Source organism: Lysinibacillus sp. FSL L8-0312 (genome assembly GCF_038003285.1).
Lineage (GTDB): Bacteria > Bacillota > Bacilli > Bacillales_A > Planococcaceae > Lysinibacillus > Lysinibacillus fusiformis_D.
In genome coordinates this window covers 760,102-787,100 of record NZ_JBBOOV010000001.1, presented here as the reverse complement: position 1 = coordinate 787,100, position 26,999 = coordinate 760,102, and the positions used below count along the sequence as shown (strand labels likewise).

General features: G+C 39.6%; 24 protein-coding genes and 2 other annotated features (1 of these 26 running past the window's edge). Of the genes, 7 read left to right on the top strand and 17 right to left on the bottom strand.

Annotated features, from left to right (window positions below; all coding sequences use genetic code 11):
• Positions 1–569 precede the first annotated feature (569 nt).
• A complete protein-coding gene (locus tag MHI22_RS04120) occupies positions 570–1,256 on the bottom strand; it encodes a Dph6-related ATP pyrophosphatase (RefSeq protein WP_101966646.1) in 687 nt (228 codons plus the stop codon).
• A 225-nt stretch (positions 1,257–1,481) separates the two neighbouring features.
• On the opposite strand from MHI22_RS04120, the gene MHI22_RS23365 reads away from it, so the two are divergent.
• Positions 1,482–1,628 carry an NUDIX domain-containing protein gene (locus MHI22_RS23365; RefSeq protein ID WP_257982898.1) on the top strand — a complete coding sequence of 49 codons (147 nt, stop codon included), beginning with the start codon at positions 1,482–1,484 and terminating at the stop codon, positions 1,626–1,628.
• A 238-nt stretch (positions 1,629–1,866) separates the two neighbouring features.
• On the opposite strand, the gene proS is transcribed toward MHI22_RS23365, so the two are convergent.
• The 7 genes from proS to MHI22_RS04080 form a co-directional block, all read right to left on the bottom strand.
• Complete coding sequence (proS, locus tag MHI22_RS04110; protein WP_058844416.1) at positions 1,867–3,303, bottom strand: proline--tRNA ligase; 1,437 nt, start codon at positions 3,301–3,303, stop codon at positions 1,867–1,869.
• Between the two features lie 135 nt (positions 3,304–3,438).
• Positions 3,439–3,658 (bottom strand) — a binding site (T-box leader).
• 69 nt (positions 3,659–3,727) lie between these two features.
• A complete protein-coding gene (locus MHI22_RS04105; protein ID WP_271913421.1) occupies positions 3,728–5,434 on the bottom strand; it encodes a putative bifunctional diguanylate cyclase/phosphodiesterase in 1,707 nt (568 codons plus the stop codon).
• Between the two features lie 391 nt (positions 5,435–5,825).
• Positions 5,826–5,996: a hypothetical protein gene (locus MHI22_RS04100; RefSeq protein ID WP_058844418.1), complete on the bottom strand. Its 171-nt coding sequence runs from the start codon at positions 5,994–5,996 to the stop codon at positions 5,826–5,828.
• 217 nt (positions 5,997–6,213) lie between these two features.
• Positions 6,214–6,363 carry a hypothetical protein gene (locus MHI22_RS04095; protein WP_036126419.1) on the bottom strand — a complete coding sequence of 50 codons (150 nt, stop codon included), beginning with the start codon at positions 6,361–6,363 and terminating at the stop codon, positions 6,214–6,216.
• Positions 6,364–6,538: 175 nt separating this feature from the next.
• Complete coding sequence (locus MHI22_RS04090) at positions 6,539–7,036, bottom strand: DinB family protein (RefSeq protein WP_369802772.1); 498 nt, start codon at positions 7,034–7,036, stop codon at positions 6,539–6,541.
• Between the two features lie 54 nt (positions 7,037–7,090).
• The gene (locus MHI22_RS04085; protein ID WP_036126422.1) at positions 7,091–8,053 is read right to left on the bottom strand and encodes a tyrosine recombinase XerC; all 963 of its coding nucleotides are present in this window, start codon (positions 8,051–8,053) and stop codon (positions 7,091–7,093) included.
• 475 nt (positions 8,054–8,528) lie between these two features.
• Positions 8,529–8,942 carry a hypothetical protein gene (locus MHI22_RS04080; protein WP_271913417.1) on the bottom strand — a complete coding sequence of 138 codons (414 nt, stop codon included), beginning with the start codon at positions 8,940–8,942 and terminating at the stop codon, positions 8,529–8,531.
• 76 nt (positions 8,943–9,018) lie between these two features.
• Between MHI22_RS04080 and MHI22_RS04075 the strand changes: the two genes are divergently transcribed.
• From MHI22_RS04075 to MHI22_RS04065, 3 genes are all read left to right on the top strand, one after another.
• Positions 9,019–10,509: a circularly permuted type 2 ATP-grasp protein gene (locus MHI22_RS04075; RefSeq protein ID WP_330493330.1), complete on the top strand. Its 1,491-nt coding sequence runs from the start codon at positions 9,019–9,021 to the stop codon at positions 10,507–10,509.
• Positions 10,463–11,428: an alpha-E domain-containing protein gene (locus MHI22_RS04070; protein WP_271913414.1), complete on the top strand. Its 966-nt coding sequence runs from the start codon at positions 10,463–10,465 to the stop codon at positions 11,426–11,428. Before MHI22_RS04075 ends, MHI22_RS04070 begins: the two co-directional genes overlap by 47 nt.
• A 61-nt stretch (positions 11,429–11,489) precedes the next feature.
• Complete coding sequence (locus tag MHI22_RS04065) at positions 11,490–12,344, top strand: transglutaminase family protein (protein ID WP_036126429.1); 855 nt, start codon at positions 11,490–11,492, stop codon at positions 12,342–12,344.
• Between the two features lie 43 nt (positions 12,345–12,387).
• Here MHI22_RS04065 and MHI22_RS04060 read toward each other — a convergent pair whose 3' ends face one another.
• Positions 12,388–13,263, bottom strand: coding sequence for a tyrosine-type recombinase/integrase (locus MHI22_RS04060; protein WP_036126431.1), 876 nt, complete (start codon positions 13,261–13,263; stop codon positions 12,388–12,390).
• Positions 13,264–13,629: 366 nt separating this feature from the next.
• On the opposite strand from MHI22_RS04060, the gene MHI22_RS04055 reads away from it, so the two are divergent.
• Positions 13,630–14,424, top strand: a complete 795-nt coding sequence (locus MHI22_RS04055; RefSeq protein ID WP_036126440.1) for an enoyl-CoA hydratase/isomerase family protein — start codon at positions 13,630–13,632, stop codon at positions 14,422–14,424.
• Positions 14,425–14,468: 44 nt separating this feature from the next.
• Here the strand turns inward: MHI22_RS04055 and MHI22_RS04050 are convergent, their stop codons facing one another.
• Positions 14,469–15,284 carry an AAA family ATPase gene (locus MHI22_RS04050; RefSeq protein WP_036126442.1) on the bottom strand — a complete coding sequence of 272 codons (816 nt, stop codon included), beginning with the start codon at positions 15,282–15,284 and terminating at the stop codon, positions 14,469–14,471.
• A gap of 820 nt (positions 15,285–16,104) precedes the next feature.
• Between MHI22_RS04050 and MHI22_RS04045 the strand changes: the two genes are divergently transcribed.
• Positions 16,105–17,280, top strand: coding sequence for an aminotransferase class I/II-fold pyridoxal phosphate-dependent enzyme (locus tag MHI22_RS04045; protein WP_058844421.1), 1,176 nt, complete (start codon positions 16,105–16,107; stop codon positions 17,278–17,280).
• Between the two features lie 71 nt (positions 17,281–17,351).
• On the opposite strand, the gene MHI22_RS04040 is transcribed toward MHI22_RS04045, so the two are convergent.
• The 3 genes from MHI22_RS04040 to MHI22_RS04030 all read right to left on the bottom strand — a co-directional run bounded on the left by MHI22_RS04040 (position 17,352) and on the right by MHI22_RS04030 (position 20,023).
• Complete coding sequence (locus MHI22_RS04040; RefSeq protein ID WP_340811108.1) at positions 17,352–17,717, bottom strand: cupin domain-containing protein; 366 nt, start codon at positions 17,715–17,717, stop codon at positions 17,352–17,354.
• Between the two features lie 91 nt (positions 17,718–17,808).
• A complete protein-coding gene (locus MHI22_RS04035) occupies positions 17,809–19,008 on the bottom strand; it encodes an AI-2E family transporter (RefSeq protein WP_141904389.1) in 1,200 nt (399 codons plus the stop codon).
• Positions 19,009–19,072: 64 nt separating this feature from the next.
• Positions 19,073–20,023, bottom strand: coding sequence for an LCP family protein (locus MHI22_RS04030; protein ID WP_036126458.1), 951 nt, complete (start codon positions 20,021–20,023; stop codon positions 19,073–19,075).
• A gap of 174 nt (positions 20,024–20,197) precedes the next feature.
• Here MHI22_RS04030 and msrA point away from each other — a divergent pair, with 174 nt between their 5' ends.
• Entirely contained in the window at positions 20,198–20,719 is a 522-nt protein-coding gene (msrA, locus tag MHI22_RS04025) for a peptide-methionine (S)-S-oxide reductase MsrA (protein WP_082673741.1), read from the top strand.
• 54 nt (positions 20,720–20,773) lie between these two features.
• Here the strand turns inward: msrA and recQ are convergent, their stop codons facing one another.
• From recQ to argS, 4 genes are all read right to left on the bottom strand, one after another.
• Complete coding sequence (recQ, locus tag MHI22_RS04020) at positions 20,774–22,546, bottom strand: DNA helicase RecQ (protein WP_340811106.1); 1,773 nt, start codon at positions 22,544–22,546, stop codon at positions 20,774–20,776.
• A 7-nt stretch (positions 22,547–22,553) separates the two neighbouring features.
• Positions 22,554–23,657: a hypothetical protein gene (locus MHI22_RS04015; protein ID WP_036125975.1), complete on the bottom strand. Its 1,104-nt coding sequence runs from the start codon at positions 23,655–23,657 to the stop codon at positions 22,554–22,556.
• Between the two features lie 254 nt (positions 23,658–23,911).
• Positions 23,912–25,120 carry an MFS transporter gene (locus MHI22_RS04010; RefSeq protein WP_340811103.1) on the bottom strand — a complete coding sequence of 403 codons (1,209 nt, stop codon included), beginning with the start codon at positions 25,118–25,120 and terminating at the stop codon, positions 23,912–23,914.
• A gap of 118 nt (positions 25,121–25,238) precedes the next feature.
• Positions 25,239–26,918: an arginine--tRNA ligase gene (gene argS, locus MHI22_RS04005; RefSeq protein WP_340809814.1), complete on the bottom strand. Its 1,680-nt coding sequence runs from the start codon at positions 26,916–26,918 to the stop codon at positions 25,239–25,241.
• 38 nt (positions 26,919–26,956) lie between these two features.
• Positions 26,957–26,999, bottom strand: a binding site (T-box leader) (it continues 176 nt past the right edge of the window).

The window sequence follows — 26,999 nt, the reverse complement described above, 5'->3', positions numbered from 1 at the left end:
AATAGGACACTAAATGGTGTCTTAATTATATGACACCATTTAGTGTCCGGTCAATGATTATTTTGGACAAAATGAGATGGATTCTATACCTATAAAGAAGAAACAGCCAAAATGCAAAAAAAGTACAGAGGTGAGAGCCTTTGTACTTTTCGTTCATTATTAGTATCTATTTCTTTAAATTTATTATGAGAGCCATGAAAACCAGAGTATGTAGTAAGCCTATATGTTGACTCATTGTTTTCTCTATTACTCGAAATCGTTTATTTAAGAAACGCTCATTTGTCTAATCAACTTGTTTCAGTATTTTTTCAATGCTTTGCCACTTTCAGAAATTTCGTGATAACCATTAATCAATTTAGCTTCCCTAACTCTCGCGCTAGCCAGCTAACATATTGCTTTTCTTGATGAAGAGTGGCAATCATTTTTCAACGATAAGGATTTGACAAAGCACTTAATACTAATAGTAATTCATCCCCATTTAATGTATTTTTCCTCTGTAATCATTTTATTACACACGACCATATACATTAAAAGGAAAAACCATGATCATCACAAGAAAGGCTGTGGATTTACGCTCGTTCTAAAGGTAAAAATGCATAGTCTCCATCTCTTATAATTGGACATTTGCGCACAGCTATTGGCTGCTGAAAAAGAGGGCCATCAATGACGGTTGTATGGAATTCTCCTCCCTCCCCGCACGGGTCAATCTTACGAGCTTCTAGTTCTAATACATATTCAGGGGTAAGTATTCGCCCTAAATCATCCTCAGTCATGCCTAAGGATAAGTTGACCGTGACAATCATCGTGATAAATCCTAAGTTAATAAATTCATCGACTGCTTCGCGATGGTCCATTTCCCATAATGGCATGCCTAGCTGTAACCCAGCATTTTTTGTGACCTTATCATGCCAGCAGCCATGTGCAGGCATATCTAAGTCACCTGTCACTAACACTTCTGCCCCCTGCTGTTTTGCCTTTTCTAAAAGGTGCATAAAGACACTTTCGTAGTCTGCCCAACTAGCTGCAGCCGTAAAGACAGGCAATCCGATCGAGTCAGCCTGCGCCTGGATAAGCTCAGGTGGCATGCCGTGTGACCTCGAACGTTTCCCTTCCTCCTCTAGCATCACAAGCAGTCCTACAGCCTGACCTACCTGGGATGCTTTATATAAAGCTAAAGTACTGTCCTTTCCACCACTAAATGAGGCAATAAATGGACGATTTTGTGCATTCTGTTTCCAGCCTGTTGTATCTGTCATTCCCTTATCTCCTTGTCAAAAATAGTCTGTTAGCATCCTTATCAAAAAATTGAGTCATAGTAGCATCATTTTTAATCGCTATATCCCCATTTCTTCAGGAAATTTTCAAGATATAACACCCCTTCATTTTATCATAAGTAGAATAAAAATTTGGCTAACTATGTTGGAGGGGCGCTATCGCTATGAGTGATTATGTAACCATAATTAAGACAACTAATTGGGACAATGCCTGTTATTTTAGTAGGTTCTACAGTAATTGTCTTAAATCAAACGAGAGAAGTTCTACTTCAATTTCGTGCTGATATCGAAATGTGGGGATTACCTGGAGGAGCAATGGAACTAGGGGAAACCCTTGAAGAAACAGCGAAGTGAGAGCTGTATGAAAAGACAGAATTGCATGCAAACAATCTTCAGTTTTTAACGATATTATCAGGTTATCAGGACTATTTTAAATATCCTAATGGGGGCGTAACGGCAGTCTTTTTAACTGATCAGACAGATGGATGGCGAAAGCTTAAAATTGGACTACTTCCCGAAAGCAAAGGATGTAATCGATCACCACCTCATAACAACAGCCTCCTAATTAAATAGGAGGCTGTTGTAGTCGTTATTAATAGGCTTGTGCAAACCAAACCGTATGTTTAGCTTCATTTCCACAGCCAATACATGTTGTTTTTGTTGTTGGTGGATTAAACGGCATATTACGAGATGTATATTTTGTTTCTTCCTTCACTTTTTCCTCGCATGCATCTTCTCCACACCAACCAGCTAGTACCCAGCCAGGAATTGTACCGTTTGCTTTGGCTGCTTCAATATGCTGTTGTAATTGTGGTAATGAATCAATCATTGTATGTGTGTTTGCTTCACGGAACTGACGTGCTTTTTCGAGTAAGCGCGCTTGCATGGTTGTTAATTCTTCTTCAATGGCTGTGATAATCGTAGCTAAATCAATTGTTCGTTTTTCCTCTTCATCACGGGCTTTAAGTAAAGCTTGATTGTTGTCAAGATCACGAGGTCCTAATTCAATGCGAACTGGCACCCCTTTTAGCTCCCATTCATTGAACTTAAAGCCTGGTGATTGGTCCGAATCGTCAAGGCGTACGCGAATGCCCTTCGCTTTTAAAGCGACAAAAATTTCATCTAAATGCTCCATAATTTGAGGGTTCTTTTTCCATGGTCCCACTGGAATTAAAACAACTTGAGTTGGCGCGATGCGAGGAGGTAAAACAAGCCCCTGCTCATCACCATGCACCATAATTACCGAGCCGATTAAGCGCGTAGATGTACCCCAAGATGTTGTGTGTACATACTCATGCTGGTTCGCTTTATTTAAATACTTAATGTTAAAGGCTTCTGCAAATTTCGTACCTAAATAATGAGATGTACCAGCTTGCACAGCCTTGCCATTTTTCATCATCGCCTCAATCGAATACGTATCGACAGCACCTGCAAAACGTTCAGAAGGTGTTTTTTGTCCGTCATAGACTGGAATTGCTAGTACTTGTTCTACAACTTCTTTATAGATTTCAAGCATTTGCATCGTTTCTTGACGAGCATCCTCTTCATCGACGTGCGCTGTATGTCCTTCTTGCCATAAAAATTCAGATGTGCGAATAAAAGGAAGAGTTTTCTTTTCCCAACGGAAGACGTTTGCCCATTGATTAATCAAAACGGGTAGGTCACGGTAGCTTTTAATCCAATTGGAGTAAAGATGGCCAATCATCGTTTCAGACGTTGGACGTAGTGCCAGACGTTCTTCTAATTGTTCCCCTGCTGCCTCTGTTACCCAAGGTAGCTCAGGTGAGAATCCTTCGATATGATCCTTTTCTTTTTGGAAGAAAGATTCAGGAATAAGCATTGGGAAATAAGCATTACGATGCCCTGTCTCTTTAAAGCGACGATCCATTTCCTCTTGAATATGCTCCCAAATCTCATAGCCATCAGGTTTAAAGGCAATACAGCCACGAACAGGTGTATAATCCATTAAATCGGCTTTTTGGATAGTCTCAATATACCATTTCGAAAAATCTTCTAATTGTTTTGACATGTGATCTCCTCCAATTTTTGTTAAATCATTGTTGCCTTGGTGTAAGAAAAACAGTGCCATCTACCAGGGCGTTTAGCTTGTTTCAGCGAGCTGTTACTATCAAGCTGAATGAAAAAAGCACAAAGCTGTCCTCTGAATAAGGACGTCTTTGTGCTGGATAGACGTGGTACCACCTTGATTTAGCTTTAAGTAGAACTTAAAACCCTCTCACGTTTGGTAACGAAAACGACTCGGTTATGTTTGCATAACATCTCCGTGGTAGGTGTTCAGTAAAGAAGCGGTGATATAGCTCTCAGCAATTGCTATATTTTCTGTCTCACAATTCTTACTTACTTGGCCACATCATCAAATTGAATATTGTCTGAACTGTTTGGCTTTATCCTACTTTAGCAAAATCATTCAGGAATAGCAATTCATAACTGGTCTATTTTGTCACAGAATTAACGATTAAATCTGTAAAATCATCTACAGACAATGGCTTACTGAAATAATAACCCTGCACATACTCACAGCCATGCTCACGAAGTACGTTCAATTCAGCTTCTTCCTCGACACCTTCAGCAACTACTTGAAGATTTAAAGCATGTGCTAAGGAAATCATAGCTGAAATCATCGCAATCCCTGATTTTTCAGGCACAATGTCACGGACAAAGGCACGGTCAATTTTAAGGACATCCACAGGGAATTTTTTTAAGTAGTTTAACGATGAATAGCCTGTCCCGAAATCGTCTAATGAAATCGTAATGCCCAATGCCCGTAATTGCTTGATGGTATCAATTAAATCTTCCGTATAATCAAGCATACTCATTTCCGTAATTTCAATTTCTAATAAGTGTGGGTCAATGCCTGTTTCTGCAATGACTTCACACACCATGTCCACAAAGCTACTTGTACTAATATGAATCGGAGAAATATTGACGGCTACGCGCAATGTTAAATTATGTGCTTCATTCCAAAAACGAGCTTGAGCACAGGCTTTATGTAATACCCAAACACCGATATCATTAATAAGCCCACATTCTTCTGCAAATGGAATAAAACGATCTGGTGGAATATGACCTAATTCAGGATCATACCAGCGTAGCAAGGCTTCCATGCCAATGACCGTATCTGTTTTTAAATCAATTTTAGGCTGGTAATGTAATTCTAAGCGGTCCTGTTTTAATGCTTGGTGTAATTTTGTTTCTAATAGAAGCCATTTATCGTTGGCTTCATCCATATTGTCACGGTATAAACGGTACTGATTTCCACGCGTAGATTTTGCTGCATACATGGCAATATCCGCATTTTTCAATAATTCTTCTACAGAGTTTGCATGATCTGGGAATATACTAATGCCGATACTGATGCTTGCATAAAATTCATAGGTATCGACGATGAAACTTTCATTGAAGACATTAATGATTTCTTTGGCCATTTCGTCAATGCGACTGACGTCATTTAAAATCATGACAAATTCATCACTATTGTGGCGATAGAATGAATTAGATGTATAATCAACATTTCGTAGACGATTCGACATTTCCACTAAAAACATATCGCCGATAATATGACCAAGCCCGTCGTTAATGTGTTTGAATCGATTCACATCAATGAAAAATAACGCAAATTTATCTCCTGTACGTCGAGATTGATGGAATTCATTTTCTAAACGCTGTTCTAGTTTACGACGATTTGGCAGTCCTGTTAATTCATCGTGATAGGCAATATGGGTAATTTTTTTTATGTCCTTTTGCGCTGTAATATCGACGCGAATGGCGATATATTGATAAGGCTTTCCCTTTTCATCAAGGAATGGGAAAATCGTTGTCTTTACCCAATATAAACTGCCATCTTTCGCACGATTGCACACCTCGCCATTCCACATATCACCATTACCTATTGTTCTCCACATCTCTCTAAAGAAAGATTTAGGATGGAAGCCTGAGTTAAGTAAACGGTGATCTTGACCTAATAATTCTTCACGCGTATACTTCGAAATTTTGCAAAAATGATCATTAACAAACGTAATTTTCCCGGTACGATCGGTAATCGCTACAATGATGGAACTATTCATGGCGGAAAAGATATCTTGTAATTCTTTTAGACTATAGTTCATTTGATTAATGCTATTAGGCGTGATATTCATCATTTTCATTCTCCGTTCATTAAAATATGAAGGGTTTGGTACTTTTGCTTTATCTTACAGCGAGGTATAAAGTTGTGGTATATCGCCCTTTTTTATGTAATTATATTATAGTCTTAGAAAAGCAGTTAATTCAACCCAAATATCAAAAACATCTAAAGCCCTATTTGAGGATTTATGAGAAAATAGCCAAAAAATAGCGGTTATAAACACCCTAAATTTACCTAATCGTAAAGTTTTTTGATACTTTTGTACTATTGAAAGTGCTTTCTTTAGGCTATTTATCTATTAAATACAAATTTCAATTATGCTAGATAAAGAGAATGCAGCTATGTAAATTTTTTGTGAAAGCAAAAATACCTTACGAACCCACAGAGGTAATAAGGTATTTTACAAGTTAAGAAACCTCATATTCGATTGACTCTTCTGATGATTTTGCATATTGGTTATATGCATGTAACTGCTCTTGCGATAAATTTAAAATATAATAGTGAAAATTAATAGGCTCGAGTCCGTGCTCCTCACATACTTGGCGGTAAAATTCATAACCCTCTCGATAATCTGTCACCCTTCTAACTTCCTTTCATGATTGCTACTAAATGTGTTTTTTTATTTTTGTTATATAACAGTATTATTATTTTCTAAAAATATATAACAGAGTGTAATGCTTGTCAATAAATTATCTGAAATTTCTTTTATAAATCACAAAAGCCCAAACCATTGTATTTAGTATGGCTGGGCTTTTCATAAAATATTCACGTCGGCTTCCGTCATAACCACGTCCTTTAAATGCCTAATTGTTTTGCTTGCATGTTATAAGCAGACAGTTGTTGCTGTGATAACTGTAATACATAATAGCGGAAAGAAATTGGCTCTAATCCATAACGCTCACACATTTCACAATAAAATTCATAGCCGTCTCGATACTTTGTCATTAAAAATTCCTCCTTGATTTGAAAACTGTTTTATAACAGTTGTTGTTATTTTTATTTAATATATAACAGATTATGTAGCACGTCAAGAGGTTATGATAGAAAAAACATATAACAATAAAAGGAATTTGGCTCACACTTGTGTGCTCAAATCCCTCTATACTTACTTACCATATGTTTATTTCATTATTTCTTGTATTTGCTCGATATGACGCTGCTCGTGTAAATAAACCATTTCAATCCATTGATCGAGTGGCAATGTACCTAAGGCTGGGTGCTTCACAGCATATTTTGTTAAAATTTCAGGTTCTTCGATTGTTTGTAAAAAAGCGAGAAAATTCATTCTTGATGTGGCTAGTAAATCTAGCATCTCCTGAACGGTAAAAGGCTGATCTATTGGCTCCACAATAGTTGGTGCTTGAAATTTTTTTGTTCTATCCAAAACAACAAGCTGAACATTTTTTCTTGCAGGTGATGATTGTTCTTGGGCTTGTAATCCCCATGTAATGGCTTTTTTGGCTGCTTCCTCTACTAACACAAGATGATGACAGATTTGTGCTACACTCCAGCTTTGTGCATCTGGTTTGTCATTAAAGCTTGTATTGTCTAAGTTTTGAATCGTTTGAAGTAATTGCGCCCTTGTTGCGTCGAATTGTTCTTTTGCTACTAACATCATAAGTTAACCCCCTTCATTTGGCATACTACTATATTCGACAGAGAGGGGTAAAAATCATCTCTCGCGCACAATATTAAAGGGATTATTTTCTAAAACATGTTGTAGCTGCTCGTCCTCTATATGCGTATAAATTTGAGTCGTCGCTACACTTGAATGTCCTAAGATATGCTGTAAGCTCCGAATATCTGCACCTGCTTTATACATCATAGTCGCAGATGTATGACGCAACTTATGTGGTGTAAGTCGTTCCTTTTGAAGACCTGATTGTTGATTAATACGTTTCACGATTTTGGCAACAGTTTGGCGCGTAAAGCGTGTTCCTTTTTGTGAGACGAAAAGAGGCTCATCCCCGTCCCCCTTATAAGGCGTTTTCCCACTATTTTCATAATCTGCGAGTGCCTGCAAACAGCTATCATTTAAGTAGACAGTACGCTCCTTATTGCCCTTCCCGACAACCGTTAAATAACGTCCTTGAATAGATGTTTTATTGAGCTGGCAAAGCTCCGTCACACGTATTCCTAAATTTAAGAAAAACATCATCATACAGTAATTTCTTGGTGATGCCTGATTTGTTGGTATTCCATCAATAAATTGAGTAGCCTCTTGAAGATTCATATAAATTGGTCTTTTTCGGCCAATTTTTGGTGTTTCTAATTCTTCTGCTGGATTTTCCTCAATAAGTCGACGTTTTCCTTTCAAGTACTTGAAAAAGGATTTTAATGTCGCCACTTTTCGTGCCCTCGAAGCAGCAGAATTTCCTCGCTGTACCTCACAGTACTCCATAAAGTAATAAAGATCCTCTAATGTAATATCACGAATTTCTTCTATTGTAATAGTGGCAATATCAATGGCTACTAAATTTTCTATATCCAGATCCTCCTGGATTGCTTTATGGAAACGGAAAAATAAGGTTAGGTCATATTCATATTCTTTTCTTGTGCGCTGTGATTTTCCTTTGATGGTCGTTAAATAAACTAGAAAATCCTTCATGAATTTCGGTTGCTTGGTATTTTGCATGCTAATCACCTCTATTTGCTCTATTTTACCACGAAAAAACGTTCCCAAATATAAATTTGGGAACTTTATTGAAAAAAATGCCCTTTTTCACGATATAGAACAAACGTTCTTTTTAAGCAATAAAAAAATCCCCTTTTTAAAAAAAGAGGATTTCCTTTTAAATCTTTTGTGACAGTTGCAGGAAAATAGTCATAAAGTTCACGTTAAATGAATATTAAAATCTAGTATACTTCATCTTCATTCAGCTTAAATGCTTGTCTTGCCCACCTTCTACTAAACCGTCAAAAAGGGCTATGTCTTATGGCAATATCGGTGTGATTAATATCAAGTAACTTCTACTTGGTAGCTTGAGTATTGTTTATTTACTTGAAAACAAAGTTACGAGGAGTCGCAATTCGCTTGCCCTATGAGACGCTTTGAAAAAATAGAAGATGGGTCACTACCCATGTCGATTCGTCTCACAACACGAATGGTATTATTTTACAAAAACTGAATAAGCACCGTCTGCCTGTTTTGTTAGTGACCAGTTTGTCGATAACATTTGCTGAAGTCTTGCGACTGTCTCCTCATTACACGTTAAATGCTGGATACCTGTTTCTAACAGTTGGTAATCCTTCCCTTCTTCTAATTGAAAGCGAAGTTGCAATAAACGTTGGATGCCTGGCAATGTTACATACTTGATTCGATAATGGCCATGGTACGCTTCTATGAATTGTTGTTCCCCTTCTTTATAAAGAGCCATTGTCTCATTAAATTCATAGTTTGGTACTTGTTCTTGCCAAGCTGATACATCCCCCGTACGTAAAGCGCCTAAGATCTCTTCTTCTGAAAAATTTAATTTAGATAGTTTATCTAATTCATAAGCTTGCATTAAATTAATGATGGTCATGATTGTTAGCTCCTTATATGTATTTATTCACAGTGTAACATGTTTTCACTACTACTTGAATTCGGAGGCGATCCATATGATGAATTTATATGATTCTAGTCTGTTTTTCGATGAAATGTTTGATGGCAATCAGCCGAAGCCTCATTATCAATCTTTTCATCATAAGCTATCCTTTTTTTCTCAGGAGCAACTTGAAGAAAAGTATCGACAAGCACAAGCAAGCTTTCTCAGACAAGGAATTACCTTTACGGTCTATGGAGCGCAAGATGGAACTGAGCGTACAATGCCCTTTGATTGTGTCCCCATTATTATTCCTCAAACGAAGTGGGCCATGATTGAGGCAGGCGTCAAACAGCGTGTGCAAGCCCTCAATTTATTTTTGCAGGATGTTTATGGGCAACAAAGGATTATTCGAGACGGTTTTATTCCAAGACAGCTTGTTGAAAATAATCCGTATTTTACAGCAACAATGATGGGTTTCCAAGTACCGATTGCGAATCATATATTTTTAGCAGGCATTGATTTAATACGGGATGAAAAGGGTGATTATCATGTATTGGAAGATAATTTACGCAACCCTTCTGGCATTTCCTATGTCTTTGAAAATCGTGATGTCATGAAGGAAGTGTATCCTGAATTTTTCTCTAAGCATACCATCCAACCACTTGATAAACACATCGCTTATATGAAAAAAGCACTTCTTGTGCACCGCCCACCTTCCATGCAAGCAGAGAGAGAGCCTAAAGCCGTGCTACTAACAGCTGGCATGTACAATTCAGCTTATTACGATCATGTCTTTTTAGCCCAGCATTTAAATATACAGCTCGTAGAGGGTCGTGATTTAGTGGTACAGGATTTGAAAGTATATATGAAAACTATTTATGGTCTGCAGCAAATAGATATAATTTATCGTCGTATTGATGATGATTTTTTAGATCCTGTTGTCTTTCGTGAGGATTCTTTATTGGGTGTTCCTCATTTAATGGCTGCCTATCAAGCGGGGCATGTCGCCATCTTAAATGCTGTTGGCAACGGGGTTGCTGATGATAAAGCAATGTATGCCTATGTACCAGAGATGATTCGGTATTACTTGCAGGAGGAGCCTATTTTACCGAATGTGAAAACCTATCATTTAGGAGATGATAAGCAACGAGCATGGGTGCTAGAACATATTCAAGAGCTAGTCATTAAGAATGTGAGTGCCTCTGGCGGCTATGATATGTTGATTGGCCCGCATGCTAGTGAGGAAGAGATTGCTTTGTTTAAGCAAAAAATTAGCAAGCAGCCATTTCAATATATTGCACAACCAACGATTAAATTGTCTAGAGCCCCTGCCTTTCAAAATGGACGATTCTATCCTTGTCATGTCGATTTACGAGTTTATGTCACGAAGGGTGAGGATTGTTACGTGTTGCCTGGCGGTTTATCTCGAGTGGCACTACAAGAAGGATCACTTGTCGTAAATTCCTCACAAGGCGGTGGTGCTAAGGATACATGGATACTAAAGGAGGAGTTGCAGCATGCTAAGTCGAGTAGCCGACGCGCTATACTGGATGGCACGGTATAGTGAACGCACACAATCAAATGCACATATATTACAGGTACAGCTGTTGAATATGTTGGAGCAATCGGGGCAAGAACATGCTTATCTTGATCATTGGGAGGCTGTCTTAGCTATTTGTGCCTCTAAGGAGGAATATTTAGCGAATTACTCAGCCATACGTGTCAACCCATTGATTGACTATCTACTTTTTTCCGAGAAAAACGGCAATGCCCTCCACGTTACATTACGTGCCATACGAGAAAATGCACGGGTTACGCGTGATAGTATACCAACTGAGCTATGGGAAATACAAAATACCTTTTATTTAACGAAGCAACAGGCCATACTGACAAGAGAACGCCCAATCCCACTTATTGAACTTCAAGCATTTTTACAGGAAGTAAGAAAAACTCTATGGATGGAGACCGGGTTAATCGAGAGCACGATGGATCGTGATCTTCCCTTTTATTTCATGCAGGTTGGCAAATGGCTTGAACGAGCAGAAAAAACACTGCGGATGACGTTAAGTATAGTGGAACAACAGAAGCTGTCGGGCCTATCCCTGTTAGAGGATGATGGTAGCTTTTTATTGGCGCTTACAGCAGCAAGAGAGTCTTATATGCGGAAACATTGCCAGACGAATTTACTTGCGGTTATTCGCTATTTAGTACAGGATGAGCATTTCCCATGTTCTGTGATGTTTTGTCTAAAGAAAATAGAGGAAGCTATTACGGCGATTGAACATGATTCTTTATCCTCAAGATTTTTAACACTGCATACAAGCATTCGTAGCCTCATCCTAGCAATCAATCATCTTGATTTTTGGCAAATGACTCTTGAAGAAACGATGACTATAATGGAGGAAAGACTGTCGCAATGTATAGCTTTTAGTGATACCTTTTCGACAGTTTATCATTTATATGAACCCAGCATACAACCTTGAAAGGAACCCACCACAGCTCCCTTTCAACAGGCAAGTCAGTAAGCAGAAGGAAGCGGACACGATGAAATTTGAAATTCAGCATACCAATATTTTTCAATATGAGTCTGAAGTCGATCAAAGCTTGAATACGATTCGTTTAAAGCCTCGCAGTGATGAGCGGCAGCGATTATTATCGTATCGAATTGCCATTACGCCCTCCTCATTGACCCGTGAGCATACGGATATTTGGGGTAATACAGTTGGTTCTTTTTATATACCGGAGCAGCATCAAATACTCGAAATTCATACATCTTCGATTGTTAGTATTCAGCGTGCACCATTTATTCATCGTATTCAATATTCGCCCGAAATGCAGACCATTTTCCATTCACAGCTATTTTATGAGCATTATTTACCGTATTTAAAAGCAACTCATTTTACTTTTATGACCGATCAGCAATTAGAGGAAGTTTATCATGCGATTGGTCATGCTGAAAATCCAGTGCTCTTTTCACTTAATTTAATGCAATATTTATATGCTAGCTTTGAGTATGATCCTACAGCGACAGTTGTAACGACAACAGCAAGTGAGGCATTTGCATTAAAACGGGGTGTTTGTCAGGATTTCACCCATGTCATGCTAGCTGTTTTGCGAGCTAAAGGCATTCCCGCTCGGTATGTCAGTGGTTACTTATATGTGGATGAAAATTCAGCGCTCATTGGTGATAGTGCTACACATGCCTGGGTGGAAGTCATGATACCAGGTATTGGCTGGATTGGTCTTGATCCAACAAATAATGTAGAAGTTTTAGAAAATCATATTATTTTATGTATAGGTCGCGATTATAGTGATATTAGCCCTGTTGAAGGTGTTTATAGTGGAGGCAAGCATGATTTAACGGTCAAAGTGAGTGTCAAAGCATTGAATCATTTATAATAGGCGTGCAGTAATGGTGATAAATCGCGATTACTGCACGCTTTTATTCGAAGCGTTGCTGTCTTTCTGTCAGCACCCATTTCCTCACATAGCCCATTTCTTGTTGGATATGCTCCAGCGTTTTTTCCTGCTGAAAAGCCCGTTGCATAACGGTATATCGCAAATCGGTTGCTCTTATGTTTTTTCCTATATCTTGTGACATCGTTTGAAAAATACGCTCCACCGTCTTCGTTGAAATTGGCTTCACAATACTTGCCTCACTTACCCAAACCCATTCCCCTACCTCTTGCCCATGTAAAACTGTTGTCGCTAGTTTATACTGAGCTAGCATGTCCATTAGTACAGGAGAACATTTTATTTCTCGACGGCCATTTCGATTCGCAATAAAAAGGGTTGCCTTTTCTTCGTTAAAATGAGTCCATTTCATTCGCACAAGCTCTGCAGGCTTACAACCTGTTTCCATCAACATTTGGACTATACAGCCATTGCGTCTAGCCAGCCAAGCATGCTCCTCTGTTTTTGCATATTGAAAATAGGTTGGCCAGACGTTGGCAATTTGCATAATCTGCGTATTGGTCAGTACTTGCAGCACCTCTTTTTGCCTTTTTTTCGGCTGTAAAATGGGCTGATAATCAAAAGGTGTCACCCATTCTCGTAAAAAAATAAAGTCTACAAAGCCTCTCAATGTCGCTATTTTATGGTTAAATGTATTGATATTGCAGTAGGTTTCCTTGAGATAGTCACAATAAAGCTGTAATAGATTTTTTAATTGATGATCCACATACAAGTATTGGTGTTCATGGGCGAACGTTAAAAATTGCTGTCCATCTATGTTGTACTGCTTTTTTGTGGCAGCACTTTTTTTCAATGATTGCAGCAGTAAGATGTAACTATTCCATGCTTCCTTGAGTGTGACCATATTGCCCCTCCTTGTTTGCTGTGCGTCATGTCATTTTATTTTACTATATTTTGGGTGCGTGTGTTTCAATTCATTTTATAATAGTTTAGTGTCGGATAATCTGTAATATCGATACACAAGCCGCTTCCAGTCTTCAAATGCCCCTTACGTGCATAAGAAACGTATGTTCCTACAGTAGTTTCTCATATCTTTTGCTTTCTTACAATAGTAAATTCCGCTCCCCTGTTATAGAACAATAAATGCTAACTATTCCCTACATTCTTGTATAACAACGCAATTTTATGTGAAAATTCATATCATTTCATGTTTATAGTTGATTGTGTTATATAATAAAGATAGACATTAATACGTAGGAGGCTTTCCACTATGCAAGTAAAGACGACACGATTGGAAGCAGAAGATGCAAAAATCATTTATCAAGAAACAGCTGGACTAGCGATAATTACGATTCACCGACCACAGGCAAAAAATGCGTTAACCGCAAACATGTGGGATCAATTAGCAAAGATTGCCCTACAAGTATTAGACAATCCGAAAAATAAAGTACTCATTTTACGAGGCTCTGGTCAAAGCTTTACCGCAGGCTCTGATATTAAAGAATTCAATGCCATCTCACTTGAACAAGCCGAGGAGGCGTTTGTACATATGGAAAAAACCATTTCCACAATTGAGCGCCTTCCGATTCCAACAATCGGCGTCATCAACGGGCCTGCGATGGGCGCTGGTTTAGAATTGGCATTAGCTTGTGATATCCGCATTGGCTCAGACAAAGCCAAGCTCGGCATTCCTGTCGGAAAATTAGGCATCACCATAAACAATAAATTTGCGCAACGTTTAGTACAGCTCGTTGGCCCTGCGACCACAAAGGACTTAGTCTTTACAGGACGCATGTTTAAAGCGGAGGAAGCCTTCAAGCTTGGGATGCTTAACTACTTAGTAGCCGAAAAGGATTTAAATAAATATATGATTCGCATGGGCAAGCTTGTGGCAGGCATGTCACCAGAGTCCTTGCTTGCTGTGAAGCAATCCGTTCAAGAATGTCTCGATAGTGTGCCGACCTTATGGCAAGGCTCTTCACCGTTTGTAGGCAGCGATTTCGCCGAAGGCTGTCGTGCCTTTGTGGAAAAACGTCAGCCACAGTTCAGCCGTCAACCAAAATAAAAACAGGTACTCTCGTCGCAAAGTGCGTTGGGAGTACCTGTTTTTCACGACTTTTTCTTTTGTATAGCCGTCTTGACATGAACATGAATCGCATCTAATTCATAGCCAAATTGTAAATAAAACGCCTTCTGCACCGCCTGCTGTAGCTCTAGTAAACGCGCTGCTAATGGATAATCTATCGGTAGCTTTACTTGTATGGTCAGAATAGCTTGAGCCTGATCTCCTAACAAAAATTGGGCCTGTTCCACCTTTTGTACAATTGCTTGTTGACTACAGCAATACGTCAGTAGCTGAACATAAACATGCTTGCTAATTTCAATGTACTCCCGTTGAAAATCAGGTCGCACTATCGTTGTTTCCCCGATTTTTTCGCGCTTTGATGAAAAAATCTCCATGCCCTTTTGTACCAATCGTTTAAAAAAGTTTTGCTCCACTTGTCGATAAGGAATTGGCATCACATGCTTGCCCTGCGTTTGACGAATAAAACGAGCTTTTTGAATTTCCTTAAAGGAACGAACATCCTCCACATCGTAATAATGTTCAATGGGTCCAAGATCTAGCTGCTTAGCAATACTATTCGTCATTTTAGTGGATGTCCCAATCAGTAAAATGGACTGCACCTTATGACTTGCTAACGCTTTTTTGACAGCCTCACGATGTTCCTGTTCCGTAAAAATGGCACGTCGTACAGCGGTAATTGTATTTTTTTCGAATTTGGCAGAAATGCCAGCAACTCTTATTCCATTGACAATGAGAAGACCATCATCAATGATAGCCTCCACTCCTAATTTATGAGCAAAGGCAAGGGCACTCGTACTTTTGCCTGTGCCGCTTGGTCCACTTAACGAATATACCTTCACTGCCCTCTCCCTCCCTTACTAAATGGTTTGCGTATCAGGTAGTATCATACATGCTTCGAAATAGTGTGCATGCCGCAACTATGGTATTCCGCATAGTATCATAGTCAGCAGCTGCGTAGGTTTTTACATACAATGCCCGCTAGTCCGCTGGCATATAGCTTTTTTAATACCTCCCTATCTTGGCTGTAGACAATTGAAAATCGTAATGCTGAACGATTCATCATGTTTTGTAAAGACTGCCTCGTCGTACACTTGCATAGGCAGTTTGTTTTGCCTCTACTCATCCAGCATTGCCACTGTCAATAATAGGGGAACATCAATACGATGGCTATCCTTTAATACTATTCAGTATGTATAGCTGTAAGCAAAGTCTATGTCCAATCTTGTAAAAGGAGGTTGTTTCTGTTACGGCGCAGACAATAGTGAAATCTTGCAACATATCGTTCACTACTGAGTCAGCTATTCAATCGTTAAGATGCATGCTCTCCCCACCTGAAAAACTTTATACTCAGTATAATACAATTTTCTCTTTGAAGGTATTTATAGTCGCTTATCCCAACATCAGACAATCTATTTTCGCTAGCCTATGCACACATCCTCTACATTATATAAATATTTTCTTTTTTCAGAATATCTGCCCATTTCTGTGCTTTAGTATGATAAAATGTGTACTACTATTCTGTTATCTCGCATAAACAGGCCTGTAAGCAAACAAGGGTCTGTTAAAGCCCGATTTGTGCAAACAAACAATTAGCGTAGACAAGAGAATCATCTACGGATTGACGTTGCACTTTATACAACGATAAGGAGTGTACTAGTTTTGAAAATCGTACCATCTAAAAAAATGTCATTATTTACACCAGCAATTTTCGGAGATTTGAAAAATTTTGCCCGTGAGCAGCAAGCAAAGGGCATGACCTTGATTGACTTAAGCTTAGGAAGCCCTGATCTTCCTCCACATGCCAAAATACGTGAGCATCTTTCTTATCGCGCAGGGTTAGCTGAATCTTACGGCTACACACTGACAGGCACACAGCGTTTTTATGAAGCCGTTAGTCGCTACTATAAGCGTCGTAGCCATGTCGATTTAGATCCCGCTACGGAAATTATTCAAACTATTGGCTCTCAAGAAGGCCTTGTCCATTTACCGATAGCCTTTTGTGACCCAGGAGACATCGTGTTATCCACAAATCCAGCCTATGTTGCCTATGATGCAGGAATTCACTTAGCAGGGGCAACACCTTATTACATGCCTCAAACGGCCGATAATGGTTATTTACCTGACTTAGACGCTGTCCCAGAAGAAATTGCTGAGAGAGCAAAGCTATTGATTTTAAACTTACCAGGGAATCCTGTACCAGCGATGCCGTCCTTAGCGTATTTTGAAAAAGTCATTGCCTTTGCCAAAAAATATAATATTATCGTCCTTCATGATGCGGCATACTCCGAGTTTTATTTTACAGGTGACGGTCCGATTAGTTTCCTTGCAGCACCAGGTGCAAAAGAAGTCGGCATGGAGATTAACTCCCTCTCCAAAAGCTTTAGTCTTGCAGGAACGCGTATTGCCTATATCGCAGGAAATGCTGAAATGATCGCCGTTATTAAGCAATTAAAATCAAATTTAGACTTCGGTATTTTTGAGCCTATTCAAGATGCAGCTGTCGTCGCACTTGATAACGCAGAAGAAATTACGGAAAGCTTACGTGCCACATTCTCAGAACGTCATAAAACCCTGATGAACGGCTTACAAGCATTAGGCTGGGAAGCCGCACCATCTGATGGTGGAATGTTCGTATGGGCAAAATATCCGTTCGATATGGACTGTACAGAACTAGCCTTTCAATTAATTGAACAAGTTGGCGTTGTAACCGTTCCTGGAACCGTATTTGGTACGGCTGGACAAGGCTATTTACGTTTAGCATTGGTGCAACCAAAGGAACTTCTTCAAGAAGCTGTTGATCGCTTAGCACAAGTGCAATTACTGGCACAAAGCTAGTGCTTTTGAAAAATAATAAACCCTTCTAACCTTGTCTGTTAGAAGGGTTTTACTATGACTATTCAGGAATGTTAAATCCACACATCATTTTCAGCAGTTAGCTCTGATTGTGCTTCGCCTGTATTGACAACCCCCATCGGCTCTACAAGTAGAATTTTACACTCAGAAGCCGCATAAGGTTTATGTTCAACATGGCGTGGTACGACAAACATCTCTCCTTCATTTAAACGCACTTCTCCATCTCTGAATTCGATGATTAGCTGCCCTTCAATGACGATAAACACTTCATCCGTATCATCATGTTTATGCCAAACAAAATCCCCTTGTACTTTAACTAATTTAAATTGATAATCATTCATTTCAGCAATCACTTTCGGAGACCAATGCTCTTGAAACTTAGTTAATTTTTCTTGAAAATTAATCGGTATGTATGTCATGCCCTTTTCCCCCATCCTTTTGATGAATCTACTAATAAGGATAACACACATTAAAAAAACAGCTACTGTCAAACGGCAGTAGCTGTTTTTATCACACATCATATTTTTGATGAACATCATCTTCGTAACGGTTGTAACGCTGTTTAAAGAGCTTGAATAAATGGGTCACCAGCACCTTAAAGATCGCATAGCCTGGAATCCCTAAAATAACACCAGGAACACCGAATAATGAGCCTGCCGTTAATAAGACGAAAATGATCGTAATCGGGTGAATACTGAGTGATTTCCCCATGATTTGAGGAGAAATGAATTTTCCTTCGATTAATTGAACAATCGTCCATACAATCGCCAGCTTAATCAACATCAATGGAGATGTGACAAGGGCAATAATAACGGCTGGTGTAATGGCAATGACTGGCCCCAAATAAGGAACTACACTTGTAATCATCGCTAGGAATCCAAGCAATAAAGCATATTTCATGCCAATGATTAAAAAGCCAATGGTCACCATTGCTCCAATACACATAGATACTAAAATTTGCCCCTGTATGTATGAACTAATTTGCTTGTCCATGTCATGGAAAATTTCAGTGACTTCTTTACGCATACGTGGTGGGCACACTTTCAGCATAAATTTCGGTAATTTTTCGCCCTCTTTTAATAAGTAAAATAAAATGAATGGCACCGTTACAAGTGATAGCACAATACCTGTTAAGGTTGAAAGGAAGCCCGTAATACCTGTGGCCACACCTTGCGCTACATTTGCAGCTGTTTCCCTTACAGTTTTCACCATATCTGTAGTGAAGTTTTTAACCACTTCATTGTAATCAAAATTAATTTTATCTAAATAATCGTTAAAACGTGAATTGTTCAAGAATGCAACGATATTTTGTGTAAACTTCATGAAATACTCTGGGAATTCCTGTGCTAAGTTCGTGAACTGGTCGCGTAAAAATGGATAAACCAACACAACGAGTAGTGTAATGACACCAATAACCGCAATGTAGAGTATTAAAATCCCCCAAATTCTTGGGATTCGCCATCTGACCAAGATCGCCAACAATGGACGCAATAAATAGTAGCCTATGACGGCTAGTACCCCTGGTAAAATCACTACTTCAAATAATACTTGTAACGGGGTAAAGATAAAGGAAACCTGATTAAACATAAAAATAACACATGCAACTAGTAATAAAATCACCAGCATAAATAATAGGTTTCTACCACCTAAAAAACGAATAAACTTGGTTGCTAATAGGCTTGAACGCTCTTTTGGTCTTTCTTTTTCCATATATCCACCCCAATCCAAATGCTCTACCTTTATATTACAGGATAATGTTGGTTTTTGCGAAACATCACTCCAGTGAAATACCTAAAAATTCACTTAAAAAGGCTTTGTTTTGCTCCACATCAATGACGATGGAATCGCCTGCATGACTAAAGTTTTGGAATTGATAGCTACCTTCGATGGGAATCGTTGCTTTTTCAATGTTGACCTTACCTTTAGATAGCAATTTAAGCACTTGCTGCATTTCCTCAGCAGATGAATAATCGGTTGTTATATAGCCCTGTGCAGCTCCAACAAATTTTGGTAAATTTAACATGTTCGTAGGCGTTAATAGCTCTGTTTTTAAAGCCTCAATGACTTTTTGCTGACGGGCAACACGACCGAAATCTCCTTCAGCATCGTGACGGAAACGTGCATAGCCTAATAGCTCCTGTCCATTTAAATGATGAACACCTTGCTTTAACTCTACCCCAATATTTTCAGACATATCCTTTTCTACATCCATTTCCACACCATTTGGCGCTAAAATGTCCACTAATGATTCAAAGTTTTTAAAATCAATTAGGGCATAATGATGAATCGGTAAGCCAAACATATTTGTCAATGTATCCTTTAATAGCTGTACACCGTCTAGGTAGTAAGCTGTATTAAGTTTATAGGATTGATAGCCTGGGATATCTGCGTAAATATCACGCATAAAGGACACAAGCTTAATATCATTGTTTGCTTTATTCCAGGATAATACCATCATCGTATCTGTACGAGATTTTTCCTCGCCGCGTGTATCGACTCCTAAAATTAAATAGTTCTCAATATCCCCTTTGATTGTATCTCCAGAAAAATCCTCCTGCGCTACTTTCGTATCATTCGCCAGCTCAAGCCCGCTGCGATATTGCATGACAGCATATCCGACAATGACAATGATACACAGTAATAATAGTGTAAAAATTGCTCTCCCTTTACGTAATTTACGTTTTTTAGGACGTTGGGAGCGTCTCGTATAATCTTGCTCTTCCATAACAACTAACTCCTCTATTTTGATATAGTTAATGTAACGATTGATTAGCTAGAAAGTTTCATTTTGGCAATCAGCTATTCCATGTTTTTCTATCTCATCATTATTTTACACCTAATTACTCAGTTTCGAGCAAAACAATGCTATAATATTTTCACAAAAGAAAGGATGATGTAAATGATCGAAAAAGCTACATTTGCTGGCGGATGTTTTTGGTGCATGGTGAAGCCATTCGTCGAGTGGGACGGTATACATAAAGTGACTTCTGGCTATATGGGCGGCCATTTAGAAAACCCAACCTATGAAGATGTTAAGGAAGGGTCTTCGGGCCATTTAGAAGTGGTCGAAATTGAATTCGATCCTGCTATTTTTAGTTATGAGCAGCTCCTGGATATTTACTGGATGCAAATTGACCCAACGGATGCTTATGGACAGTTCCATGATCGTGGAGAATCCTATACAACAGCTATTTTTACCTACACAGATGAGCAAAAGCAAATCGCAGAGGCCTCAAAAGAAAAGCTTGCCAATAGTGGACGCTTTGATAAACCTATTGTAACCAAAATTCGCGATGCTGAACGCTTCTATCCAGCAGAAGACTATCACCAAGATTATTATAAAAAAGAGACGGAACACTATCAGCAAGATCGTGCCATTTCTGGCCGTGATACATTCATAACAAAGCACTGGGAACAATAATGAAAAGAGGTGTCTCACAATGGAGAGACACCTCTTTCTACGTAATAAGCACTATTACACGGAAGCTTCTAAAAACGATTGTAATGCGTCAAAGAATCGCTTACCGTACTTGTCAAATTTCACCTCACCAATACCGCTCACCTGTCGTAAATCCTCCAGTACGGCTGGCTTCTTATCACATAAATCACGCAATGTTTTGTCAGAGAACACTACAAATGGTGGCACCTTTTCTTCATCTGCAATCTCTTTGCGCAATACGCGTAAATGTTCGAATAAAGGATCGTTGTCCACCAGCTTCTTCACTGCTACAGCTTCCTTGCGCATAACCTGTCGATTGCCAAGCAGTACTTCCTTGCCATTCGTTGATACATATATGGTTGGGAATGTCCCATGCTTCACAGCAAGTAAACCTTCCGCAATTAAAAATTCAATAAAGTTCGAAACATCCTTTGAGGCATATTTTCCTTTTAAGATGCCATAGGTCGATAAACGTGCAAAGCCAAATTCCGTTATTTTTTGATTTTTGGAGCCAATCAACACCTGAGCCACCATGGTCTTGCCGAATTTTTGTCCCATGCGTACCACACAGGCTAACACCTTTTGTGCATCCTCAGTCACGTCTGTCACTGCCCGCCCATCATTGCAATTACTACAACGCCCACAAGGCTCCTCTGGCTCTTCAGCAAAATAGGATAAAATCGCATTTTGTAAGCAGCCCTCTGTATGGCAATAATCGACCATCGTTTGGAGCTTGGCTAATTCTTGGGCTATACGTGCTTCATCCTGTGTTTGTTCAATTAGAAAACGCTGTGTTTGGACGTCCCCAGAAGCATATAATAAAATACAGGCACTCGGCAGACCATCACGTCCTGCACGACCCGCTTCTTGGTAATAACTCTCCATATTACGAGGCATTTGATAATGCAACACAAAGCGCACATTACTTTTATCAATCCCCATACCAAAAGCATTCGTTGCTACCATAATACGTGCTTCATCTTTTAAAAACCGCTCCTGCTCAGCTATTCGCAAGTCCTCTGACAGACCCGCATGATATTTCGCAACCGCTTCACCAGAGCGACTCAGCATGTCATAAATCGCGTCTACTGCTTTTCGAGTGGCTGCGTAAATAATGCCGACTTCCTGTTTATTTTGTTGTACATAATTTTTTACATAACGTTCTTTATTTTCACCAATTAGTACGGACAGCGCCAAATTTTCACGTGAAAAGCCTGTCATGACTGTCGCTTGCTCATCAATTGTTAGTAATTGGCGGATATCATCACAGACAGCTGGTGTCGCAGTGGCTGTCAGCGCTAAAACCGTGGGCTTTTGTGACCATAGTGTAAACAGCTTTTGAATGGAGCGATAGCTTGGTCTAAAGTCATGCCCCCATTGCGAGATACAGTGTGCCTCATCTACCGCTATTAACGGCACAGGTAAATAGGATAGTGCTTGCAGAAAGGATACACTTTCCAATCGCTCAGGCGCAATATAGAGAAGTTTTAAATAACCTGCGCTCGCTAGTTGCATCGTTTCATCTACTTCCTGTGCCGACAACGTACTGTTAATATAGGCGGCAGGAATGTTCGCCGCACGTAAAGCCTCCACCTGATCTTGCATCAGAGATATAAGGGGGGAAATGACAATAGTTAACCCATCTAGCATTAATGCAGGAATTTGATAGCAAATGGATTTCCCTCCACCAGTTGGCATGACACACAGGCTCGACTGCCCTCGTAATGTTTGTTCTATAATTTGGGCTTGTCCTTGGCGAAAGGCTTCATAGCCAAAATGATGCTGTAGCATTTGTCTTGCTTGCTCCATGCAAAGTTCACTCCTCGTTTGTTAGACGAAGTAGCATGTACTCGCCCTGTTCATTTTTTTCGATTTCATACAGTATGATGGAATGGGCAAGTGCCTCCTGCCCTGCAGCATTCGTCAAAACATATTCCGTTTTAGCACGTAGAATAAGATGCTGGCCTTCTATACGAATAGCTTGAATATCGGTATTAGAGAAATGGATCTTAGCTTGTTTGGAAGCATAATAAGCAACCATGCTATTCAAGGTCTCTTGTAAATCCTCTGTTCCGACAATTGGTTTCATGACACTCGCATCCTGAATGGCCACAGCCGCCTTTAAATGCTTATGGAACGTATCTAAAAACAGCTTGATTTCATCTGTATTATACGCAAACACATTCTCACCATATTGCTCGATTGCTTGCTGTACAGCTTCTTTGTCACCTTGTTCTATATAGGGATATAAATTTTTGGATTGGGACAATCGTACACTTGCTTTCATGCCATCCTCAATCCATTTATCCACGAATGATTGGATTTCCTTCATCGGCAATATGTATGGCTGGGACTCTCCTTGCTGTTGACGATTAAAATATAGTCCAACAATGGCTCCATTTTCAGCCTCCATCACAGGACTTCCTAAAGGCATAGCTTGTTTCACATCTATATAATAGGCCGCTACCTTATCTTGATATTTCTGAATCGTGTAGGGCAAGCCATTCACATAAACGGCTAGCTGATTCAGCTCACCTTCATACGTTTTTGGCACATGCACATTCGCTTTATACGTTACTTGCAGAAGTGCTAGATTATGAGCTGTTGACATGACATGTACGTTTGCTGCCATTAGCTTGTCCTGACCAAACTGAACAAGGGCCGTCGGTTTGGAAGCAACTAATGCACCATTTGTTAAAATATACAGCTGATCCTCCTGCTGCTTGATAATAATACCTGCTCCAACACCATACTCTCCGATGACTTTGACCTCTGGGACAATTTTTTCCTCTTGCTTGGTCACTGCCCCCTCTGTTTGAACCTCCGCATTTTTACTTTGAAACCAGCCTGTGCCTATTTGACTGTCACAGCCTGTAACGAGGAAAGCCGTCGCTCCTAACACGAGCATTTTTTTATACATACCTTCACCAAAACTTTCTATTCATCATTCTCTATTATCTATCATAATCAAGGATTTGTGATGTTTCAAGTTTACATAATATTATTATTTATATAATAATGTTAGGGAAATGCGACAACACCGCTAAATATATTTCATTCTACCTATTATTATTTATGAAATACGAAATTTGCTATGAGGATTGGAGGATAACTGGACCTAAAAATAATTTTCACTAAAAAAGACATGCGCATTGCTTCACATGTCTTCTTCGATTATTTTTTTCTTAACAGTCCTGTCGATACGATAATGCCCACCATCAACAGTAAAAAGATGATATAAGTCCATGTATGATTGCCTGTGATATCATAGCAAACCCCGATCATAATGGGAATAATCGCACTCAGCATAAAGCCACCTGATAGCACCATGGATGACCAGCTATTAGCCTCCAGATCATTTTTGGCTTCATCCAGCGGTAACAATAAGCCAATCGGAAATAGACCACTTAGAACAATGCCGATTAATAAAACAGCAAGCCATAAATAGACGCCTGACGTAAGCCATAATAGCGTGAAACCAATTAATCCTACAAAGCCTAGTGCCAGTATCCATACCATTCGACTTGACCATTTTTCCATGAGCATCGGCACTGCAATATTGCCGATCATTTGCACAATAGACATAAACGTCAGCATAGCACTTGCTGTTTCTAGTGATAAGCCTTTATCCTGCAACAGCGGTGTAAGCCACGCCATCATCGAAAAAAACAGCGAGGTTTGTAAGCCAAAGTACAGTAAGATTGCCCAAGCACGTCCAGATGTCCAAGGATTACGAGCATATTCAGTCGTCGTTATCTTTAGAACTTGTTCATTTTGCTGTGATGGTATGGCCCATAACCAAATAACTAGCGCCCCTAATGCAAATAGAGCCCATATCCCCAGAGCGACGGTCCAGCTATTGCCGAAAATTTGATAAAATGTCACCGTTAAGGCCGCACTTAATGTAGCACCTACGCCAATGCCGAAGGAATAAATGCCAATCACAGTCGTAAAACGCTGTGGAAACTTTTTCTTAATAAAGGCATTTAAAATAGGACCAATCATCGCAATAGCTAAGCCTGCTGCAAAGCTTGTCACAATGAGCAAAGCGTAGCTTTCTTGTAAAAGGCGTAGTCCATTGGCAAGGACGAGAATAGCCACTAAAAATGTTATGGCGGATTTCGTGCCAACCTTTCGCTGAAGCGGTACAGCCAAAGGTGCAAATAAACCCATACAAAAAACGGGGATGGATGTCAGAAAACTCATACTTGTATTGGAGACATGTAAGGATGTCATCAGTACATTATAAAGTGGGCCAATCCCTGTTACTGCAGGTCTCATATTGAGTGCAACAAAAAATATACTGATGACCACTAGTATAAGTGAAAGGGTCCATTGTTTTTTTGCCATTTGTTCAATATCCTCTCTACTGCCACTCAACATTCATTGCTGAAAGAGTTTGTTTATTTATTCCTCTCTCCTTTTACCATGTTTTCGATAGACGGTCAATCTTGGGACAGTTTCTTGAAAATGGCTGTTTTTTATCTTGATTCAGTAGATGTCACATATTTTCAGGTAATTCAATGCCCAATAAGGCGAATGATTCTTTTAAGACAATCGCAACACATGAACAAAGTGCTAGACGTGACGCTTGATATTCATCATCCGCTAATATTTTCTGTTGGGCATAATATTTATTCAATAAACGGGCCAATTGTAAGGCATATTTCGCTATTTGGGACGGGTCAGCCTGATCAAAAGACGTAGCTACCACTTTCGGAAACTGCTCCAGTAATAAAACAATTGGCCAAGCCTGCTCTCCTAATGGCTGGAAGGTCATCACTTCAGCTGGGGCGTTTGCTTTTTCTAAAATGGAGCAAAGACGGGCATACGTATACTGTACATAAGGACCTGTTTCACCTTCAAAATTCATCATTTGCTCGATCGAAAATTCAATATCATTGAGGCGATGGTATTTCAAATCATTAAATATAACTGCGCCAACCCCAACTTGCTGGGCTACTCGCTCCTTGTTAGGAAGATGGGGATTTTTCTCTTCGATATTACGCTTCGCCGTCGCAATGGCCTCTGCTAGCACATCTGCTAATAACACCACTTTGCCTTTACGGGTCGACATTTTTTTGCCATCCTTGAGCATCATCCCAAATGGGACGTGCTGTAGATTTTTGGCCCAAGCATAGCCCATTTTTTCGATGACTTGAAAAAGTTGTTTAAAATGGAGGGATTGCTCATTGCCAACAACGTAGAAAATCTTTTCTGGCTGGTAATGCTGTTGGCGATACAGGGCAGCAGCTAAATCGCGTGTCGCATAAAGCGTGGCTCCATCTGTTTTCGTCATTAAGCATGGGGGCATTTCCTCCATCTCCACAACATACGCCCCATCTGATTCCACTAGGAGCCCTTTTTCTTGTAGTTCTGTCACAACAGGCATCATTTTGTCATTGTAAAAGGCTTCTCCTGTAAAAGCATCAAAGTGAATTCCTAGCAACTCGTATATTGATTGAAATTCTACTAATGATACATCTCGGAACCATTGCCATAATGCCAGTGCCTCTGCATCGCCATCCTCCAATGCTTTAAAGGCGGCACGTGCCTGTTCAATCAGTGCTGGGTCTTGCTCTGCCTCTTCATGAAACTGCACATAAATCTTTAATAGCTCCTCAATTGGGGACGCTGTAATGGCTTGCTTATCACCCCAATATTGATAAGCCACAATAAGCTTACCGAACTGTGTACCCCAGTCCCCTAAATGATTGATGCGAATTGCTTGATAACCATTTTTTTCTGCCATATTGGCTAAAGCATTCCCAATGACTGTTGAACGTAAATGCCCCATCGAGAATGGCTTCGCAATATTAGGAGATGAAAAATCTAAGACGACAGCTCCCATCCCCGTTTGATTAGTTCCATATGATTGTTTTGCTTGCATGATGTTGCTTAGCACTTGTTGCGTCACTTTTTGTTGATCTAGAAAAATATTGACATAGCCTCCAACAGCTTGCACACGCTGGATATTGTCATTGTTTAATTGACTTGCTATATCCGCTGCAATAGTTTGTGGTGACTTTTTCCATTCTTTTGCTAAGGTAAAACAAGGAAATGCCACGTCCCCTAGCTCCGAGCTTTTTGGTTTTTCTAATAATGACGCAATATCATCTGCTGTTAATTGATGATTTACTACTTCTGCCATACTTTCAGCGATTTGTTTATTCATCTTGATCCTCCTCCTGTCCAAATAAAAAAGCCCCCGTCTCTAAAATTAGAGACGAGAGCATTATAATCCCGTGGTACCACTCTAGTT

Coding starts and splice junctions, on each gene's coding strand:
- MHI22_RS04120 (WP_101966646.1), bottom strand. CDS start 1,256: ATGACAGATACAACAGGCTGGAAACAGAATGCACAAAATCGTCCATTT.
- MHI22_RS23365 (WP_257982898.1), top strand. CDS start 1,482: ATGCCTGTTATTTTAGTAGGTTCTACAGTAATTGTCTTAAATCAAACG.
- proS (WP_058844416.1), bottom strand. CDS start 3,303: ATGTCAAAACAATTAGAAGATTTTTCGAAATGGTATATTGAGACTATC.
- MHI22_RS04105 (WP_271913421.1), bottom strand. CDS start 5,434: ATGATGAATATCACGCCTAATAGCATTAATCAAATGAACTATAGTCTA.
- MHI22_RS04095 (WP_036126419.1), bottom strand. CDS start 6,363: ATGACAAAGTATCGAGACGGCTATGAATTTTATTGTGAAATGTGTGAG.
- MHI22_RS04090 (WP_369802772.1), bottom strand. CDS start 7,036: ATGATGTTAGTAGCAAAAGAACAATTCGACGCAACAAGGGCGCAATTA.
- MHI22_RS04085 (WP_036126422.1), bottom strand. CDS start 8,053: ATGCAAAATACCAAGCAACCGAAATTCATGAAGGATTTTCTAGTTTAT.
- MHI22_RS04080 (WP_271913417.1), bottom strand. CDS start 8,942: ATGACCATCATTAATTTAATGCAAGCTTATGAATTAGATAAACTATCT.
- MHI22_RS04075 (WP_330493330.1), top strand. CDS start 9,019: ATGATGAATTTATATGATTCTAGTCTGTTTTTCGATGAAATGTTTGAT.
- MHI22_RS04070 (WP_271913414.1), top strand. CDS start 10,463: ATGCTAAGTCGAGTAGCCGACGCGCTATACTGGATGGCACGGTATAGT.
- MHI22_RS04065 (WP_036126429.1), top strand. CDS start 11,490: ATGAAATTTGAAATTCAGCATACCAATATTTTTCAATATGAGTCTGAA.
- MHI22_RS04060 (WP_036126431.1), bottom strand. CDS start 13,263: ATGGTCACACTCAAGGAAGCATGGAATAGTTACATCTTACTGCTGCAA.
- MHI22_RS04055 (WP_036126440.1), top strand. CDS start 13,630: ATGCAAGTAAAGACGACACGATTGGAAGCAGAAGATGCAAAAATCATT.
- MHI22_RS04040 (WP_340811108.1), bottom strand. CDS start 17,717: ATGACATACATACCGATTAATTTTCAAGAAAAATTAACTAAGTTTCAA.
- MHI22_RS04035 (WP_141904389.1), bottom strand. CDS start 19,008: ATGGAAAAAGAAAGACCAAAAGAGCGTTCAAGCCTATTAGCAACCAAG.
- MHI22_RS04030 (WP_036126458.1), bottom strand. CDS start 20,023: ATGGAAGAGCAAGATTATACGAGACGCTCCCAACGTCCTAAAAAACGT.
- msrA (WP_082673741.1), top strand. CDS start 20,198: ATGATCGAAAAAGCTACATTTGCTGGCGGATGTTTTTGGTGCATGGTG.
- recQ (WP_340811106.1), bottom strand. CDS start 22,546: ATGGAGCAAGCAAGACAAATGCTACAGCATCATTTTGGCTATGAAGCC.
- MHI22_RS04015 (WP_036125975.1), bottom strand. CDS start 23,657: ATGTATAAAAAAATGCTCGTGTTAGGAGCGACGGCTTTCCTCGTTACA.
- MHI22_RS04010 (WP_340811103.1), bottom strand. CDS start 25,120: ATGTTGAGTGGCAGTAGAGAGGATATTGAACAAATGGCAAAAAAACAA.